Source organism: Microbacterium sp. AC215 (assembly GCF_979258645.1).
Genome location: NZ_OZ409869.1, coordinates 800,448 through 815,953, shown reverse-complemented (window position 1 = coordinate 815,953; position 15,506 = coordinate 800,448). Strand labels below are relative to the sequence as shown.

Sequence of the window (15,506 nt, the reverse complement as noted above, 5' to 3'; positions counted from 1 at the left end):
GGCTCACTCCATGCCGGACGTCTTCTCGATTCGACCCGCCGACCAGGCGGACGGGAGCTTCCTCGGCGACATGGTCGTCGAGGCGGCGAACTGGCGCTCCGGCGGGGCACGCGCTCGGCATGAGATTCTCAGCGCCGTCGAGCACCGGCGCTACATCGCGGGGTGGATGCGGCCGGCGGATGCCGGTTTCATTGCGCTCGACTCCGATCTGCGACCCATCGGTGCGGCGTGGTATCGGATGCTCGCGCCGGACGACGCAGGCTTCGGTTTCGTCGGAACCGCGGTGCCCGAGCTCATCATCGGAGTGCAGCCGATCTGGCGGGCGCACGGAGTCGGACGGACCCTGCTTCGACGCCTCGTCACCCACGCGCGCGAGCAGGGGCACCCTCGGATCAGCCTCAGCGTCGAACGGGACAACTTCGCGCACGCCCTGTATCGGTCGGAGGGCTTCGTGGTCACCGACGCGGGGGATCTCCGTGACACGATGGTGCATCGCACGTCCTGATCTCCCTTCGCGGGCCCGGGAACCGGCCGGAATGCCGCGTCATTACGGGTGAATGTCGGCCTCTGGCCGTAACGTGAGAGCATGGCCAGGAGTACCACGAAGTCCGCGCGCGCGTCCGAGAGCGCCACGCCTCGCCCGAAGCGGCAGGCTGCGCCGAAGGCCCAGGCTGCGCCGAAGAAGTACATCGACGAGATCGACAAGCCTCCGGTGGCGGTACGAGCGTGGAACGGGCTCGCCCACGGCGTCGGTGGTCTGTTCCGGGCATTCGGCCCGGAGACGCTCGAAAAGGATGACCGGCGCGACGGATTCCCCTTCCTGCTGGTGCTTCTGGCGATCGCCGGAGCGGTCAACGAATGGTTCTTCATCGGCAACGAGGTCGCGTCGAACATCAGCGCCTACTCGGTGGGGCTTCTGGTCGGGCGTGTGGCTTTCGTCATGCCCGTGCTGCTGCTGCTGCTGGCAGGGTGGCTGTTCCGCCATCCCTCGTCCGTCCACGACAACGGGCGCATCGGCATCGGCTTCGGACTCTTCGTGCTCACCCTGGCAGGCTTCTGCCACATCGCAGCGGGTCGAGTCGACTCCGCCGGACTGCTCGTTCGTGCGCAGCCCCGGGACGGCATGCCTGCGCTCAGCGAAGCGGGCGGTCTCTTCGGCTGGATGATCGGTGAGCCGCTCTCGTATCTCACTCCGGTGGGTGCCTATATCGTCCTGGCCCTGCTGGCGGGACTCAGCATCCTGATCCTGACCAAGACTCCGCCGAACCGTATCGGGCAGCGCCTGGGCGACCTCTACGCGTGGATGTTCGACGCTGAGCGCACCGAGAAGCCTGCGAAGGAAGCCGCGGCGATCGACGAGTCCGACAAGGTCGACGACCCCGACGTCCTTCCCTGGTGGCGGCGGAACAAGACCGGCCGTGAGGAAGACCCCGACGAGGGGACGCTGGGCTCCGACGACATCACCGCGCTGCTGACGACCTCCGAGCCGACTCCGGCTTACGATCAGGCCGTCGTCGTGGAAGATCCGTATGACGCGGCGACCGAGGTGCTGACGGACGTGCGGTCCGTGACGGAATCCCTGGCAGGGCAGCAGACCACCGCACTGCTAGACGACGAGTCCGACACCGGAGAGATGCCGGAGCTTCCGGGTCTCGACGGCTTCGGCACGGCCGGGCCGGGGGAGCGAGGCCCCCAGGCCCCCGTCGCCCCGTACGTGCTGCCGTCGCCAGGTCTTCTGGTCGAAGGGCCTCCACCGGTCGCGCGCTCCGAGGCGACCGACAAGGTGATCGAGCAGATCACGAGCGTGCTGACACAGTTCAAGGTCGACGCGAAGGTCACTGGTTTCTCGCGTGGCCCCACGGTCACCCAGTACGAGGTCGAGGTGGGGCACGGCGTCAAGGTCGAGAAGATCCTCCAGCTGAGCAACAACTTCGCGTATGCGGTCGCATCGAACGATGTGCGGATCCTCTCGCCGATACCCGGAAAGAGCGCGATCGGAATCGAGATCCCGAACGCCGACAAGGAGATGGTCGCGCTCGGCGATGTGCTCAGGTCTCCGGCAGCGCACAAGAGCACCCACCCGATGACGATCGGCGTCGGAAAGGACGTCGGTGGGAACATCGTCATCGCCAACCTCGCGAAGATGCCTCACCTGCTTGTCGCCGGTTCCACCGGCTCCGGAAAGTCGAGCTTCGTCAACTCGATGATCACGAGTCTGCTCATGCGCGCCCGACCCACGGATGTGCGGATGGTCCTGATCGACCCCAAGCGCGTGGAGCTGACGAGCTACGCCGGGGTGCCGCACCTGATCACACCCATCATCACGAACCCCAAGAAGGCGGCGGAAGCGCTGCAGTGGGTCGTGAAGGAGATGGACATGCGGTACGACGACCTCGCGTCGTTCGGGTTCCGTCACATCGACGACTTCAACCGTGCCGTCCGCGCCGGCGAGGTGGAGCTTCCCGTGGGAAGCGAACGCGTGCTCAAGCCCTACCCGTACCTCCTCGTCGTCGTCGACGAGCTGGCGGACCTGATGATGGTCGCCCCGCGCGACGTCGAGGACTCGATCGTCCGCATCACCCAGCTCGCACGCGCGTCCGGTATCCACCTCGTGCTCGCGACGCAGCGACCCAGCGTCGATGTCGTGACCGGTCTGATCAAGGCGAATGTCCCCTCACGCCTCGCGTTCGCCGTCACGAGCGTCACAGACAGCCGCGTGATCCTCGACAGCCCCGGCGCCGACAAGCTGATCGGACAGGGCGATGCGCTGTTCTCGCCCATGGGGTCGTCCAAGCCGTTCCGATTGCAGGGTGCGTGGGTCGATGAGAAGGAGATCGACGCGGTCGTCAAGCACGTGACGCGTCAGGCCCGTCCGGACTACCGCGCCGACGTCCAGGAAGCGCTGGAGCCCACGAAGAAGAAGGAGGTCGACGAGGACATCGGCGACGATCTCGAGCTTCTTCTCGCCGCGGCCGAACTCATCGTGTCGTCGCAGTTCGGGTCAACGTCGATGCTGCAGCGCAAGCTCCGCGTCGGGTTCGCGAAGGCCGGTCGCCTGATGGACCTCCTCGAGTCGCGAGAGATCGTCGGCCCGTCAGAAGGATCCAAGGCGCGCGATGTGCTGGCGACGGCCGAACAGCTGCCCCAGGTCATGGCGAAGCTGCGAGGCGACGACACCCCGCCGAAGCCGCCTGCCCCCTCCTCGGCCGCGACTGCTGCCGGAACGCCGCACGACCCGGTCGAGGCGCAGTTCCAGGGACTTCCGGTGGTCGAGGCTGAAGACGATGGCGACGAAGACGCCTGGGGACTGACGGGACGCGACTGATGGCCATTCCACGGCAGCTTCCCAACGCGATCACGGTCGCGCGCATACCGCTCGCGGTGATCTTCTTCGTCCTCCTGCTGATCGGTGGCACGTTCGGACTCGACGACATCGCTGTCCGCTGGATCGCCGCCGTTCTCTTCATCGTCGCGATCTCGACCGATTGGGTCGATGGCTATCTGGCCCGCCGCTACGAGATCGTCAGCGACTTCGGAAAGCTCTGGGACCCGATCGCCGACAAGCTGCTCACCGGCGCCGGTTTCATCGGTCTCGCGATACTCGGCGAGCTGAACTGGTGGCTGGTGATTATCATCCTCATTCGGGAGTGGGGCATCACGATCCACCGTCTCATGGTGGCGAAGGAGCACGTCGTGGCTGCGGCCTGGATGGGCAAGATCAAGACGGCAGTGCAGGCGGTGGCCTTGTCCTGGGCGCTGCTTCCGTTGCACGTCGTGATCGGGCTGGAGCCGTGGCTGCTCGTGACCGCGATCCTGATGGTGCTCGTGCTGATCCTGACCGTGGCGAGCGGAATCGACTACATCGTCGCGCAGGTGCGAGGCGCGCGGCAGCCCTCGTGACATCTGCGTCGGCCGTCCTCGCCGCGCTGGTCGAGCGTGGCTGGACGCTCGGTGTCGCGGAGTCGTTGACGGGCGGTGCTCTCGCGGCCGAGTTCGTCTCCGTGCCGGGGGCGTCCGCCTCCCTGCGCGGAGCGATCGTCGCGTATGCCACCCCGGTGAAGCACACGCTGCTGGGCGTCGACGACGCGTTGCTCGACGCGCACGGTCCTGTCCACCCCGACGTCGCTCTCCAGATGGCGGCGGGGGTGCGCGGTGCGTTGAACGTCGACGGGGCCCCTGCCGACGTCGGCGTCTCGACCACGGGTATCGCGGGGCCGGACTCACCTGACGGTCAGCCGGTCGGCACGGTGCATGTGGCCGTGGTGACGCCGGATTCCTCGGTCACCGAGTTGTTTCGATTCGCCGGTGATCGTGCAGAGGTGCGGGCGCGGGCGGTCGACGCGGCGATCGATATGCTCGCTCGGGTTCTGCGGGAATAGGGGATGGGTGCGCTCCGTTATGTCCTATGTGCTCACACCGAAAGCACAGCGTGCGAAGGTAGATTTTGTGAAGGTCGGTAGGACTAGACTGGCGGTCTCTTCGAGGGAGACCTCGAGAAGGCGATCTGGGAGGAGGTTCCGATGATTCTTGTACGACAGGAAATCGGCGATGTGCTGAGGGACTTCCGCCTGCAGAAGGGGCGGACGCTCCGGCAGGTTGCAAGCAAGGCTTCTGTGGCGCTGGGCTATCTCAGCGAGGTCGAGCGGGGCCAGAAGGAAGCATCGAGTGAGATTCTCGCCTCGGTGGCTGACGCTCTGGATGTTCCCATCTCGATCATCATGCGAGAGGTCGGCGACCGGATCTCGGTCCTCGAAGGCATTCAGGTCTTCCCTGATGTCGTTCCGGACGACCTCGTGGCTTCTGTCGAGCCCGAGCTGTCGCTCCACTGAACGTCGGACTCTCATAGCCTCTGATGCGACGTAGTGAGTTCCTCCGCGCAGTCGATGCGGAATTCGGCGGTCGCGGGTCATCTCTGATCAGCGACCTCGTTCTGACTCAGCTCGCCGGGCGCACTGCCGACGAAGCGCTGGACGCTGGCGTCGCACCGCGCGAGATCTGGCTGGCGCTGTGCGCCGAGACGGATGTCCCCGTGGAGCGGCGACACGGTGCAGGTCGTCTGGAGCCGCGCAAGCGATGACCCTCTGAGGCGTTCGCGGCGAGGGCCGCGTTCGAGGCGGTTTCGATTTGCGACACGCCGCGACGGCGTGTCGTCGAATATGTGTTCGAAACGGGCGTAGTCTTCTGCACAAGTGGTTCAGAGACGTTTCTCTCCCTGTTTCGCGGTGCTGACGACGCAATGTCGGAGGCTCCTCCTACGGTGAAGAACAAGCCGAAGAGCCATACGCCTTGTCGGAGAGTTCCGCCCAGCCGGGAGGACCGCGACAGCCTACAGGCGGCACCACGCGAGCATAAGGAGCACGTCATGCCATCACCCGCTGACCGCGAGAAGTCCCTCGAGACCGCCCTCGCCCAGATCGATCGTCAGTTCGGAAAGGGCTCGGTCATGAGACTGGGCAGCGACGAGCGTGCGCCTGTCGCCGTCATTCCGACCGGTTCCATCGCTCTCGATGTCGCCCTCGGCGTCGGAGGACTGCCGCGTGGACGAATCGTCGAGATCTACGGTCCTGAGTCGTCGGGTAAGACGACGCTCACCCTCCACGCGATCGCCAACGCTCAGCGCGCCGGCGGAATCGCTGCCTTCATCGACGCCGAGCACGCGCTCGACCCTGACTACGCCGCGAAGCTCGGTGTCGACATCGACGCCCTTCTCGTCTCGCAGCCCGACACGGGTGAGCAGGCGCTCGAGATCGCGGACATGCTCGTCCGCTCCGGGGCGATCGACCTGATCGTCATCGACTCCGTGGCCGCGCTCGTGCCTCGAGCCGAGATCGAGGGCGAGATGGGTGACTCCCACGTGGGTCTGCAGGCTCGTCTGATGTCTCAGGCGCTGCGAAAGCTCACCGGTGGGCTCAACCAGACGAACACCACGATGATCTTCATCAACCAGCTGCGAGAGAAGATCGGTGTCTTCTTCGGCTCGCCGGAGACCACCGCGGGTGGAAAGGCGCTGAAGTTCTACGCGTCCGTCCGAATGGACATCCGCCGAATCGAGACTCTGAAGGACGGCACCGACGCAGTCGGAAACCGTACGAGGGTCAAGGTCGTGAAGAACAAGATGGCTCCGCCGTTCAAGCAGGCTGAGTTCGACATCCTCTACGGCGTCGGCATCTCCCGTGAGGGCAGCCTGATCGACTTCGGTGTGGAGCACGGCATCGTCAAGAAGTCCGGGTCCTGGTACACCTATGACGGTGACCAGCTGGGACAGGGCAAGGAGAACGCGCGAACGTTCCTGCTCAAGAACCCCGACATCGCGCTGGCGATCGAGACCCAGATCAAGCAGAAGCTCGGCATCGGAGGAGCCACCGAGGCACCTGCTGACGAGCTCGCCGAGCGCCGCCCGGCATGATCGTGATGGTTCGCGGTTGTGGCGCAACCGGAGTGAACCATGAGTGATGGCGGGGGCGAGCCTCAGGAGCTCGCCCCCATCATCCCTCTGTTCGGCCGCGATTCCGCGCGGATGACGCCGGTCGATCGAAGTACTGGCGGGTCCGATGCAGTCACCCCCCGCGCCGCGGAAGACGCAGGCCTCGTGGAATCGACGGCGGTGGGAGTCGCCTCCACCGGCGACTCGGCTCCAGCTCCACTCGTCGACTCTCGTGGGCCCAGCGAACGGCATCCTGCTCGAGGCGCTGCGGCTCGGTCTGCACCCCGATTGCGTGCACTGCAACCACACGACGACGACTCAGCAGATGAGAGCGGCGTCGATCCGTCGAAGCTGCGCGTCGACGCCGAGGAGCTTCTCGTGCGCAAGCTGAGGGCTCGATCGCTCTCGTTGTCCGAGGCGCGGATGGTGCTCAGGGGCTACGAAGAGAACGGCGTCCGGCTCGACTCCGGGTCGATCGACGACGTGATCGACGACTTCTGTCGCCGCGGCTACCTCGATGACGCGGTTCTCGCCGATCAGCTCGTGATGTCGGGAATCGAGCGAAAAGGACAGGGGCGGGTCGCTCTTTCGCGGGTGCTCTCGCAGCGGGGGATTCCCCGCGATGTGATCGACGCGGCATTGGGCGATGTTCCCGACGACGACGCGGAGCGCGCACTCGAGTACGCTCGCTCGAAAGCACGATCGATGTCCCGCCTTGACCCGGATACTGCTCTGAGACGCCTCGTCGGTCAGCTATCACGTCGCGGGTACAACGGTTCTGTCGCGATGACGGCTGCGAAGACGGCCCTCGCCGAGGGTTCTTCCGGCTCTTCCTCGTCGCGGGTCCGATTCGTCGATTCGGACTGAGGCGGCGGGGGGCGCGCACCTGCCCGGTAGCCGGCCCGGTCAGCGGCAGCGAGAGGGAACCGCTCGTACAATGGGGAGATCATGACTATCCCGCGCAGTGAACCGACGATCATCGCGTCGTCGTCAGCCGCAATCGACCGTAACGGGCGCCAGCGTTCGTACGAGGTCCGCACCTTCGGCTGCCAGATGAACGTCCACGATTCCGAACGTCTCTCGGGCTCGCTCGAAAGTGCGGGATACGTCCGAGCCACGGACGGCGCCGAGGCCGATGTCGTGATCATCAACACGTGCGCAGTTCGCGACAATGCCGCGGGCAAGCTCTACGGGACCCTCGGTCAGCTCGCTTCGGTGAAGCGCCGCAAGGACGGCATGCAGATCGCCGTCGGGGGCTGTCTCGCCCAGATGGACAAGCAAGCCGTTCTCGACAAGGCCCCATGGGTCGATGTGGTCTTCGGCACGCACAACATGGGGTCGCTTCCCGGCCTTCTCGAGAGAGCGCGACACAACGGTGACGCCGAGCTGGAGATCCTCGAGTCGCTCGAGGTGTTTCCCTCGACGCTCCCGACCAAGCGTGACTCTGCGCACAGCGGGTGGGTGTCCATCTCGGTCGGATGCAACAACACGTGCACCTTCTGCATCGTTCCGAGTCTTCGCGGCAAGGAGAAGGACCGCCGTCCGGGTGACATCCTGAACGAGATCCGCCTCCTCGTGGAGGACGGTGCCATCGAGGTCACCCTGCTCGGACAGAACGTCAACTCCTACGGCGTGGAGTTCGGCGATCGCCAGGCATTCGGCAAGCTCCTGCGCGCGGCGGGCGAGATCGACGGACTCGAGCGCATTCGCTTCACGAGTCCTCACCCGGCTGCGTTCACCGACGACGTGATCGACGCGATGGCTGAGACTCCCACTGTGATGCCGCAGCTTCACATGCCGCTGCAGTCCGGCAGCGATCGCATCCTCAAGTCCATGCGTCGTTCTTATCGCAGTGAGAGGTTCCTCGGAATCCTCGACCGCGTCCGTGATCGCATTCCGCATGCCGCGATCACCACCGACATCATCGTCGGGTTCCCCGGTGAGACCGAGGCGGACTTCGAGGACACGATGCGGGTGGTCGAACAGGCCCGCTTCTCGAGCGCCTTCACCTTCCAGTACTCGATCCGCGAGGGCACACCGGCGGCGACCATGGAAGACCAGGTTCCGAAGGCCGTCGTGCAGGAACGCTACAACCGGCTCATCGCGCTGCAGGAGCGCATCTCGCTCGAAGAGAACCAGAAGCAGATCGGCCGCGAGGTCGAGGTCCTCGTCTCGACGGGCGAGGGCAAGAAGGACGCCGAGACGCATAGGCTGACCGGCCGGGGAGAAGACAACCGCCTCGTGCACTTCGAGGTGACCCCGGGGTCGGCTGTTCCCCGGCCCGGTGACGTCGTCTCGGTGACCATCACCCATGCGGCTCCGTTCCACCTGCTCGCCGATGACCCGACGGGCTCCCCGCTCAAGATCCGTCGCACGCGCGGCGGGGACGCCTGGGATCGCGCCCAGGCGGAATCGTGCGCCGTGCCGGCGCCTGTGGCGCCCGACGGCACGCGGGCGGTGTCTCTCGGCCTGCCGACGCTGCGCGTCGGCAGGTGACCGCTGCTCGCGGCGAAGCCGGTATCCAAGGGATGACGGGTACGGAGCCGGGCGGCACGCAGGATGCGCCGCGGCTCTGGGCGGTCGTCGGCGCGACGGGGACGGGCAAGAGCGATCTCTCGCTCGATCTCGCCGAGGCGCTGCGCCGGCGGGGCAACGCGGCCGAGATCGTGAACGCCGATGCGATGCAGCTCTACCGCGGAATGGACATCGGCACGGCGAAGCTCGCCGCCGCAGACCGACGCGGTATTCCGCACCACCTCTTCGACGTGCGCGAGGTTGACGAGGAAGCGGCGGTCGCCTGGTATCAGCCTCTTGCGCGCTCCGTGATCATCGATATCCAGCGCCGTGGTGCTGACGCGATCCTCGTCGGCGGCTCCGGACTCTACGTCTCCAGCGTCGTCTTCGACTTCGCCTTCCCGCCGCGCGATCCGGTCATCCGCGCTCGGCTCGAACGCGAGCTCGAGGACGAGGGTGCGGGGGCGATGCTCGACCGCCTGAGAGCGCTCGACCCCGCCACGGCGGCGCGCGTCGACCCGCACAACGGGAGACGCGTGATCCGCGCCCTCGAGGTGCTCGAGCAGGGCAGCGCCACGCACGGTGCCGCTCTGCCGGAACAGCCGTCGCTCTGGCAGGCGGACACCCGACTGATCGGTCTCCATGTCGAGCGCAGCGTCCTCGTCGAACGGCTCGACGCACGGGTCGAACAGATGTGGCGTGCAGGCCTCGTCGACGAGGTGGCGGGGCTCCGGCGGCAAGGGCTCGAGGATGGCGTCACTGCGCAGCGTGCCATCGGCTACTCCCAGGCTCTGGGGCAGATCGACGGGCGGCTCAGTCAAGACGAGGCGATCGCCGAGACGCAGGCCCTCACGCGTCGGTATGCCCGACGTCAGGTGTCCTGGTTCAAGCGGTATCCGGGTCTCACCTGGCACGAACCCCCGGTCGACGCGACGGCACTCGTCGAGTCCTGAGTCGACATCTCCCTCACCGCCATCGCGCGATGTCGGTGACCGATGAGAAGGTGGATGCATGGCCACCCACTTCTACACGGCGAGCAGCCTCGACGGTTTCATCGCGACTGACCAGCACTCCCTCGATTGGCTCCTCAAGCAGGACATCGACGCCGAAGGACCGATGTCCTATGGGGCGTTCGAGAAGACGATCGGGGCGCTGGCCATGGGGGCATCGACCTACAACTGGGTCATGCAGCACGAAGAAGGGCGCTGGGGCTACGAGCAGCCGACCTGGGTGTTCACGCACAGGGAGCTCGAGATTCCCGTCGGCGCCGACGTCCGCAAGGCGCAGGGCGATGTGACCGCCGTTCACTCCGAGATGGTCACTGCCGCCGGCGGCAAGGATCTGTGGGTCGTCGGTGGCGGAGACCTGGCCGGGCAGTTCGCGGATGCGGGTCTTCTCGATGAGGTGTGGGTGCAGTACGCGCCGGTCACTCTCGGATCCGGGGCACCCCTGTTGCCGCGGATGCTGGACCTCGAGCTCCTCGAGGTGGCTCGCAACCGCAACTTCATGTGCGGGCGTTACCGCGTGCGCCGTGGCTGAGGCGTCAGCCCCTCGGCGCGCAGTCGAGAGCTGGCCGGTCCGGGCGTTCGACCGGGCGCACACCGAGGCGGTTGTCGCGCTCTGGGACGAGGCCGGGCTCACGCGCCCGTGGAACAATCCGCGGCTCGACATCGAGCGCAAGCTCACGGTGCAGCCGGAGCTGTTTCTGGTCGTCGAGAGCACCGAGCCCGAATCGAGCTCAGCGTCGATCCTCGGGACGGTCATGGCCGGCTACGACGGCCACCGCGGCTGGCTGTACTACCTGGCGACCGCCAAGTCGCACCGCCAGCGGGGGATCGCGCGAGCACTCGTGCACGAGGCCGAACGGCTTCTCATCGCCATGGGCTGCCCGAAGGTGCAGCTCATGGTCAGGGAGGGGAACGAAGGCGTCCTCGGTTTCTACGACGACCTGGGCTACGAACGATTCTCCGTGTCGAACACGGGCAGACGCCTGATCGTCGACGCCTAGCCGAGATCTCTAGACTGGACGAATGGTCGCATTCACCAAAGGGCACGGCACGGGCAACGATTTCGTGATCATCGCCGACCCCGACGGCTCACTGGAACTCAGCTCGGAACAGGTCGCAGTGCTCTGTGACCGGCGCCGCGGCATCGGAGCCGACGGCATCCTTCGTGTCGTGCGCTCTGCAGCGATCGTGGACGGGCGGGCGTCACTCGCTGAGGAGCCGGCAGCTGAATGGTTCATGGACTACCGCAACGCCGACGGATCGATCGCCGAGATGTGCGGCAACGGCATCCGCGTCTTCGCGCACTATCTCGTGCGCTCCGGGCTCGCCACGATCCAGCCCGGCTCGACGCTCCCGATCGGAACCCGAGCGGGCGTGCGCGACGTGACCCGCAGTGAGACGGGATATCAGGTGGATCTCGGCCTGTGGAAGCTCTCCGGCGACGACCCTCTTGTCACGGCGGACGGGCTCCCCGTCACGCGCCCGGGGCTGGGCATCGACGTCGGGAATCCTCATGTGGTGGTCGCCCTCGCATCCGAGGCGGAACTCGCCTCACTCGAACTCCACCGTGCTCCGGTGCTCGAACCCACCCCGCCCGCGGGTGCGAACGTCGAGTTCATCGTCCCGGGTGAGCCGCTTGTGCGGGACGGGATCGGGCACGTCTCGATGCGCGTCTCCGAGCGCGGTGTGGGGGAGACCCTCAGCTGTGGCACGGGTGTGGCGGCCACAGCTCTGGCGGTGCGCTACTGGGCAGGTGCGAAGGCGCCCGACAACTGGCGGGTCGAGGTGCCGGGTGGCACGCTCGGCGTGCGCATGTTCCCCGCGGAGGACGGCGAGCACGTCGCGCTGTCCGGCCCCGCGCAGCTCGTGTTCAGCGGCGAGGTCGACCTGATCTGATGGGCGCGACCGGTCCGATCGATCTGGTCATCTTCGACTGCGACGGAGTCCTCGTCGACAGCGAGCGGCTCTCGATCGAGGTGGACCGGCGGGTACTCGCCGATCTCGGGTGGGAACTGTCCTCGGACGAGATCGTGCACCGGTTCGTCGGACGTTCTGCCGCCTACTTCCGCTCCGCGATCGAGTCGTTCCTCGGGAGCCCGCTTCCCGACGACTGGGAGGCGACCTATCAGCCGTGGTACGTCGCTGCCTTCGCTGAGCTGATCGCGGTGGACGGCGTCGAGCGCGCACTCGACGAGATCGTGACGGCCACGTGCGTGGCTTCGAGCGGTACCCATGCGAAGATCCGGAGAACGCTCGGGATGACCGGTCTCCTTCCGCGATTCGAGGGACGGATCTTCAGCGTGGACGACGTGGTCGTCGGTAAGCCCGCCCCGGATCTCTTTCTGCACGCCGCAGATCGGCTCGGGGTGGACCCCGAACACTGCGCAGTGGTCGAGGACAGCCGGTTCGGCGTCCGCGCCGCTCGAGCCGCCGGGATGCGGGTATACGGCTACGCCGGCGGGCTCACCCCAGCCGAGTGGCTCGAACAGGAAGGAGCCGTCGTGTTCGCCGACATGCGCGACCTTCCCGACCTTCTCGGTCGCTGATGTCGCTGCGGCGAGACGTCAGACGAGAGCGATCGGCTCGGTGGGCGGAGTGCCGTGCTTGCGCACCTTGAGGATGCGATAGCCCTTGGAGGTCGCGGTGCGGTGCACGCTGAAACCAGGATGGAACGTCGAGCCGATCCACCGTTGCAGCGAATCCGCGCCGAGGTTGCGCTGCACGACGAGCCACGCGTCGCTGCGCTCGTCGAGGCGGGGGATCCACTTCTCGAGCAGGCCGTGAAGCTCGTTCTTGCCGACGCGGATCGGAGGATTCGAGCGGATCGAGCGGAAAGTCACGTCAGCGGGAACATCCTCGGGCCGTGAGGCGTTGACATTCTTGAGACCATGAGCCGCGGCGTTGCGACGCACGAGATCCAGAGCCCGCTCGTTCACATCGACCGCCCATACGGTCGCATGGGGCGCGGCCAATGCCATCGACAGCGTGACCGGTCCCCACCCGCTTCCGAGGTCGAGAAGATGGCCTCCCGGCGGAACCGGAGGCGTGTTTGCGAGAAGGACGGCAGTACCGGCATCCAGCCGATCCGGGCTGAAGACGCCGCCAGCAGTGGTGACGTCCAGCTCTCGGCCTGCGAGCGTCACACGGATCGATCGCAGGTTCTCGGGGCTTGCCGGGGCCGCGGTGAAGTAATGGTCGGACCCCATACCGTGAGCGTAGCGGACAGCGCGGGCTAAGGTTAAGGCTCGCAACAAAACCCAGAGATAAGGGACGGATGACGGAGACCAGCACACACTCCACAGGTGACGAAGCAGTCGATCGCGTTCTCGCGAATGCGGAGAAGCGGACGGAGGCACGAGTCTTCGGCGCCGCTCAGGCGCTGCAGGACCAGTCCACCGCGTCACACGCGTTCTCGGACGGCGACCAGTGGGACCTCGAGGATCGTCATGCGCTGCGGCGCGTCGGCGGTCTCTCCACAGAACTCGAAGACGTCACGGAGGTCGAGTACCGCCAGCTCCGGCTCGAGAACGTGGTGCTGGTCGGCGTGTATCCGCAGGGCGCTCAGGAAGACGCGGAGAACTCGCTCCGCGAACTCGCAGCCCTCGCGGAGACCGCAGGAGCCGTTGTCCTCGATGGCGTTCTGCAGAGGCGGCCGCACCCGGACGCCGCGACCTACATCGGGCGCGGCAAGGCGCAGGAGCTGAAGGACATCGTGGCGGCCACGGGCGCGGACACCGTGATCGCCGACACGGAACTCGCCCCCAGCCAGCGACGAGCTCTCGAGGACGTGGTCAAGGTCAAGGTCATCGACCGCACCACCGTCATCCTCGACATCTTCAGCCAGCACGCCAAGAGCCGTGAGGGCAAAGCCCAGGTCGAACTCGCGCAGCTCGAGTACCTCCTGCCGCGCCTGCGCGGCTGGGGTGACTCGATGAGCCGTCAGGCGGGTGGCCAGGTCGGTGCCGGTGGTGCCGGAATGGGCTCCCGTGGCCCCGGTGAGACGAAGATCGAGCTCGACCGTCGCCGCATCCGCACCAAGATGGCGCTCCTTCGTCGGCAGATCCGTGACTTCGGCCCGGCGCGAGAGGCCAAGCGCGCCGAGCGCAAGCGCAACACGATTCCTTCCGTGGCCATCGCCGGATACACCAACGCCGGCAAGTCGAGCCTTCTCAACGCTCTCACGAGCGCAGGGGTGCTCGTGGAGAACGCACTGTTCGCGACGCTGGACGCGACGGTCCGCCGCTCGGAGACGTCGGACGGGCGTGTGTACACGCTGACGGACACCGTCGGCTTCGTGCGCAACCTTCCGCACCAGCTCGTCGAGGCTTTCCGATCCACGTTGGAAGAGGTCGGCGACGCCGACGTCGTGCTGCACGTCGTTGACGGATCTCACCCCGACCCCGCCGGTCAACTGCAGACCGTGCGGGACGTCATGGGCGACGTCGGTGTGCGTGATATGCCCGAGCTCGTGGTGTTCAATAAGGCCGATCTGATCGACGACGACGAGCGTCTCGTGCTGCGAGGCCTCGAGCCCACGGCGCATTTCGTCTCATCCCGGTCGGGCGAGGGCATCGAAGAGCTTCGAGCGGCGATCGAAGAGGCGCTTCCGAAGCCGGCCGTGGAGGTGCACGCGGTCGTTCCCTATGACAGGGGTGATCTGGTCGCGGCGATCCACGAGACCGGGATGCTGCTGGCGGTGGACCACAGCGAGCAGGGCACAGTCGTGCACGCGCGTGTATCGGAGCGACTCGCCGCCGATCTGGCGCCGTTCGCGATCGACGCCTGACCGCTTTGCGGTGCGGGGCGCGGTTCAGCGCGCGACGAATCGCGCCTCGACCGTTGCGGAGATGACGATCTCGTCGGGTTCGTAGTCCATTGACGGCCCGCCCACGTCCTGGGACTCCTGCATCATCGCCCCGCGCATCTTGGGCATGCCCGCGAGCGGCTGAACGGGTGCGGGGGCGATCAGCCCGACATCGGCGATCTCGACGGGAACGACGGAACCGAGTCCGAGCGCTGTGGCGTATGCCTGCGCGCGCGTCACGGCCGCTCCGACGGCCTGCGCGGCGACCTCCCGTTCGACCCGCGACCTCGTCTCGGCGGTGAGGTGCCAGTCGACCCAGCCGACCTCGACACCGTCCCATGCCGAGACCTCGGACACCCAGAGCGAGAGCGCCGAGGCTTTGGCGAACGTCGCAGTCAGATCCACGCCGGCGTAGTGAACGGGCGCGAGCTGCGTGCCCTCCGAGTTCCACGGGCGCTCGGCGCGCACGGACAACCGCTTGCTGGACCAGTCGACGACGATACCCGTGTCCAGCCGCGCGGTGATGCTCTCGCGCACCGGCTCGGTGAGATGCATCACGCTATCGACCACTCCTGCGCGGTCGGCGCCGTCTGCGCGGACACTGACGTGGATGGTGGCGCGCTCGGGCGCAACTCGCGCCTCGTGATCGCCGCGGACGGTGACGGTGACTTCGCTCATGTCGTGACTCTACGCCAGGGCATGGAATGGCGAAGGCCTCGCGAACGTTGTAGTCTGTGAGGCTCGGGGACTCCGGTTC

At 66.6% G+C, this 15,506-nt stretch carries 17 protein-coding genes; 15 read left to right on the top strand and 2 right to left on the bottom strand.

What is annotated here, in order from left to right; translation table 11 throughout:
- Positions 1 to 10: 10 nt before the first annotated feature.
- The 14 genes from ACZZZF_RS04270 to ACZZZF_RS04205 all read left to right on the top strand — a co-directional run bounded on the left by ACZZZF_RS04270 (position 11) and on the right by ACZZZF_RS04205 (position 12,491).
- Positions 11 to 505, top strand: coding sequence for a GNAT family N-acetyltransferase (locus tag ACZZZF_RS04270; RefSeq protein WP_056278507.1), 495 nt, complete (start codon positions 11 to 13; stop codon positions 503 to 505).
- An 81-nt stretch (positions 506 to 586) separates the two neighbouring features.
- Positions 587 to 3,325 (top strand): FtsK/SpoIIIE family DNA translocase, encoded by a 2,739-nt coding sequence (locus ACZZZF_RS04265; RefSeq protein ID WP_056278509.1) that lies wholly within the window; start codon positions 587 to 589, stop codon positions 3,323 to 3,325.
- Positions 3,325 to 3,900, top strand: a complete 576-nt coding sequence (pgsA, locus tag ACZZZF_RS04260; RefSeq protein ID WP_053095833.1) for a CDP-diacylglycerol--glycerol-3-phosphate 3-phosphatidyltransferase — start codon at positions 3,325 to 3,327, stop codon at positions 3,898 to 3,900. Before ACZZZF_RS04265 ends, pgsA begins: the two co-directional genes overlap by 1 nt.
- On the top strand, positions 3,897 to 4,379 hold the full coding sequence (locus ACZZZF_RS04255; RefSeq protein ID WP_187249525.1) for a CinA family protein: 483 nt from the start codon (positions 3,897 to 3,899) through the stop codon (positions 4,377 to 4,379). The genes pgsA and ACZZZF_RS04255 overlap by 4 nt, the downstream gene beginning before the upstream one ends.
- 141 nt (positions 4,380 to 4,520) lie before the next feature.
- On the top strand, positions 4,521 to 4,829 hold the full coding sequence (locus tag ACZZZF_RS04250) for a helix-turn-helix domain-containing protein (protein ID WP_042541772.1): 309 nt from the start codon (positions 4,521 to 4,523) through the stop codon (positions 4,827 to 4,829).
- 23 nt (positions 4,830 to 4,852) lie between these two features.
- Positions 4,853 to 5,077, top strand: a complete 225-nt coding sequence (locus ACZZZF_RS04245; protein WP_072591153.1) for a DUF3046 domain-containing protein — start codon at positions 4,853 to 4,855, stop codon at positions 5,075 to 5,077.
- 285 nt (positions 5,078 to 5,362) lie between these two features.
- Entirely contained in the window at positions 5,363 to 6,406 is a 1,044-nt protein-coding gene (gene recA / locus ACZZZF_RS04240; protein ID WP_053095836.1) for a recombinase RecA, read from the top strand.
- Positions 6,407 to 6,802: 396 nt separating this feature from the next.
- Positions 6,803 to 7,291 (top strand): regulatory protein RecX, encoded by a 489-nt coding sequence (locus tag ACZZZF_RS04235; protein WP_463497192.1) that lies wholly within the window; start codon positions 6,803 to 6,805, stop codon positions 7,289 to 7,291.
- Between the two features lie 81 nt (positions 7,292 to 7,372).
- Complete coding sequence (miaB, locus tag ACZZZF_RS04230; RefSeq protein ID WP_463497189.1) at positions 7,373 to 8,920, top strand: tRNA (N6-isopentenyl adenosine(37)-C2)-methylthiotransferase MiaB; 1,548 nt, start codon at positions 7,373 to 7,375, stop codon at positions 8,918 to 8,920.
- A 32-nt stretch (positions 8,921 to 8,952) separates the two neighbouring features.
- The gene (gene miaA, locus ACZZZF_RS04225; protein ID WP_463499911.1) at positions 8,953 to 9,891 is read left to right on the top strand and encodes a tRNA (adenosine(37)-N6)-dimethylallyltransferase MiaA; all 939 of its coding nucleotides are present in this window, start codon (positions 8,953 to 8,955) and stop codon (positions 9,889 to 9,891) included.
- Positions 9,892 to 9,949: 58 nt separating this feature from the next.
- Complete coding sequence (locus tag ACZZZF_RS04220) at positions 9,950 to 10,477, top strand: dihydrofolate reductase family protein (RefSeq protein WP_056278524.1); 528 nt, start codon at positions 9,950 to 9,952, stop codon at positions 10,475 to 10,477.
- Positions 10,470 to 10,946, top strand: coding sequence for a GNAT family acetyltransferase (locus ACZZZF_RS04215; RefSeq protein WP_463497187.1), 477 nt, complete (start codon positions 10,470 to 10,472; stop codon positions 10,944 to 10,946). Before ACZZZF_RS04220 ends, ACZZZF_RS04215 begins: the two co-directional genes overlap by 8 nt.
- Before the next feature lie 22 nt (positions 10,947 to 10,968).
- Positions 10,969 to 11,841 (top strand): diaminopimelate epimerase, encoded by an 873-nt coding sequence (dapF, locus tag ACZZZF_RS04210; RefSeq protein ID WP_463497184.1) that lies wholly within the window; start codon positions 10,969 to 10,971, stop codon positions 11,839 to 11,841.
- Complete coding sequence (locus ACZZZF_RS04205; protein ID WP_463497181.1) at positions 11,841 to 12,491, top strand: HAD family hydrolase; 651 nt, start codon at positions 11,841 to 11,843, stop codon at positions 12,489 to 12,491. Before dapF ends, ACZZZF_RS04205 begins: the two co-directional genes overlap by 1 nt.
- Positions 12,492 to 12,509: 18 nt before the next feature.
- On the opposite strand, the gene ACZZZF_RS04200 is transcribed toward ACZZZF_RS04205, so the two are convergent.
- Positions 12,510 to 13,151: a class I SAM-dependent methyltransferase gene (locus ACZZZF_RS04200; protein WP_463497179.1), complete on the bottom strand. Its 642-nt coding sequence runs from the start codon at positions 13,149 to 13,151 to the stop codon at positions 12,510 to 12,512.
- Positions 13,152 to 13,219: 68 nt separating this feature from the next.
- On the opposite strand from ACZZZF_RS04200, the gene hflX reads away from it, so the two are divergent.
- Positions 13,220 to 14,731: a GTPase HflX gene (gene hflX / locus ACZZZF_RS04195; RefSeq protein WP_053095845.1), complete on the top strand. Its 1,512-nt coding sequence runs from the start codon at positions 13,220 to 13,222 to the stop codon at positions 14,729 to 14,731.
- Between the two features lie 24 nt (positions 14,732 to 14,755).
- Here hflX and ACZZZF_RS04190 read toward each other — a convergent pair whose 3' ends face one another.
- Entirely contained in the window at positions 14,756 to 15,427 is a 672-nt protein-coding gene (locus ACZZZF_RS04190; RefSeq protein ID WP_463497178.1) for an SIMPL domain-containing protein, read from the bottom strand.
- Between the last annotated feature and the right edge of the window lie 79 nt (positions 15,428 to 15,506).

What these genes read in the sequence shown, in the direction of transcription:
- ACZZZF_RS04270 (WP_056278507.1), top strand. Translation starts at nt 11, where the DNA reads ATGCCGGACGTCTTCTCGATTCGACCCGCCGACCAGGCGGACGGGAGC.
- ACZZZF_RS04265 (WP_056278509.1), top strand. Translation starts at nt 587, where the DNA reads ATGGCCAGGAGTACCACGAAGTCCGCGCGCGCGTCCGAGAGCGCCACG.
- pgsA (WP_053095833.1), top strand. Translation starts at nt 3,325, where the DNA reads ATGGCCATTCCACGGCAGCTTCCCAACGCGATCACGGTCGCGCGCATA.
- ACZZZF_RS04250 (WP_042541772.1), top strand. Translation starts at nt 4,521, where the DNA reads ATGATTCTTGTACGACAGGAAATCGGCGATGTGCTGAGGGACTTCCGC.
- ACZZZF_RS04245 (WP_072591153.1), top strand. Translation starts at nt 4,853, where the DNA reads ATGCGACGTAGTGAGTTCCTCCGCGCAGTCGATGCGGAATTCGGCGGT.
- recA (WP_053095836.1), top strand. Translation starts at nt 5,363, where the DNA reads ATGCCATCACCCGCTGACCGCGAGAAGTCCCTCGAGACCGCCCTCGCC.
- miaB (WP_463497189.1), top strand. Translation starts at nt 7,373, where the DNA reads ATGACTATCCCGCGCAGTGAACCGACGATCATCGCGTCGTCGTCAGCC.
- miaA (WP_463499911.1), top strand. Translation starts at nt 8,953, where the DNA reads ATGACGGGTACGGAGCCGGGCGGCACGCAGGATGCGCCGCGGCTCTGG.
- ACZZZF_RS04220 (WP_056278524.1), top strand. Translation starts at nt 9,950, where the DNA reads ATGGCCACCCACTTCTACACGGCGAGCAGCCTCGACGGTTTCATCGCG.
- dapF (WP_463497184.1), top strand. Translation starts at nt 10,969, where the DNA reads ATGGTCGCATTCACCAAAGGGCACGGCACGGGCAACGATTTCGTGATC.
- ACZZZF_RS04205 (WP_463497181.1), top strand. Translation starts at nt 11,841, where the DNA reads ATGGGCGCGACCGGTCCGATCGATCTGGTCATCTTCGACTGCGACGGA.
- ACZZZF_RS04200 (WP_463497179.1), bottom strand. Translation starts at nt 13,151, where the DNA reads ATGGGGTCCGACCATTACTTCACCGCGGCCCCGGCAAGCCCCGAGAAC.
- hflX (WP_053095845.1), top strand. Translation starts at nt 13,220, where the DNA reads ATGACGGAGACCAGCACACACTCCACAGGTGACGAAGCAGTCGATCGC.
- ACZZZF_RS04190 (WP_463497178.1), bottom strand. Translation starts at nt 15,427, where the DNA reads ATGAGCGAAGTCACCGTCACCGTCCGCGGCGATCACGAGGCGCGAGTT.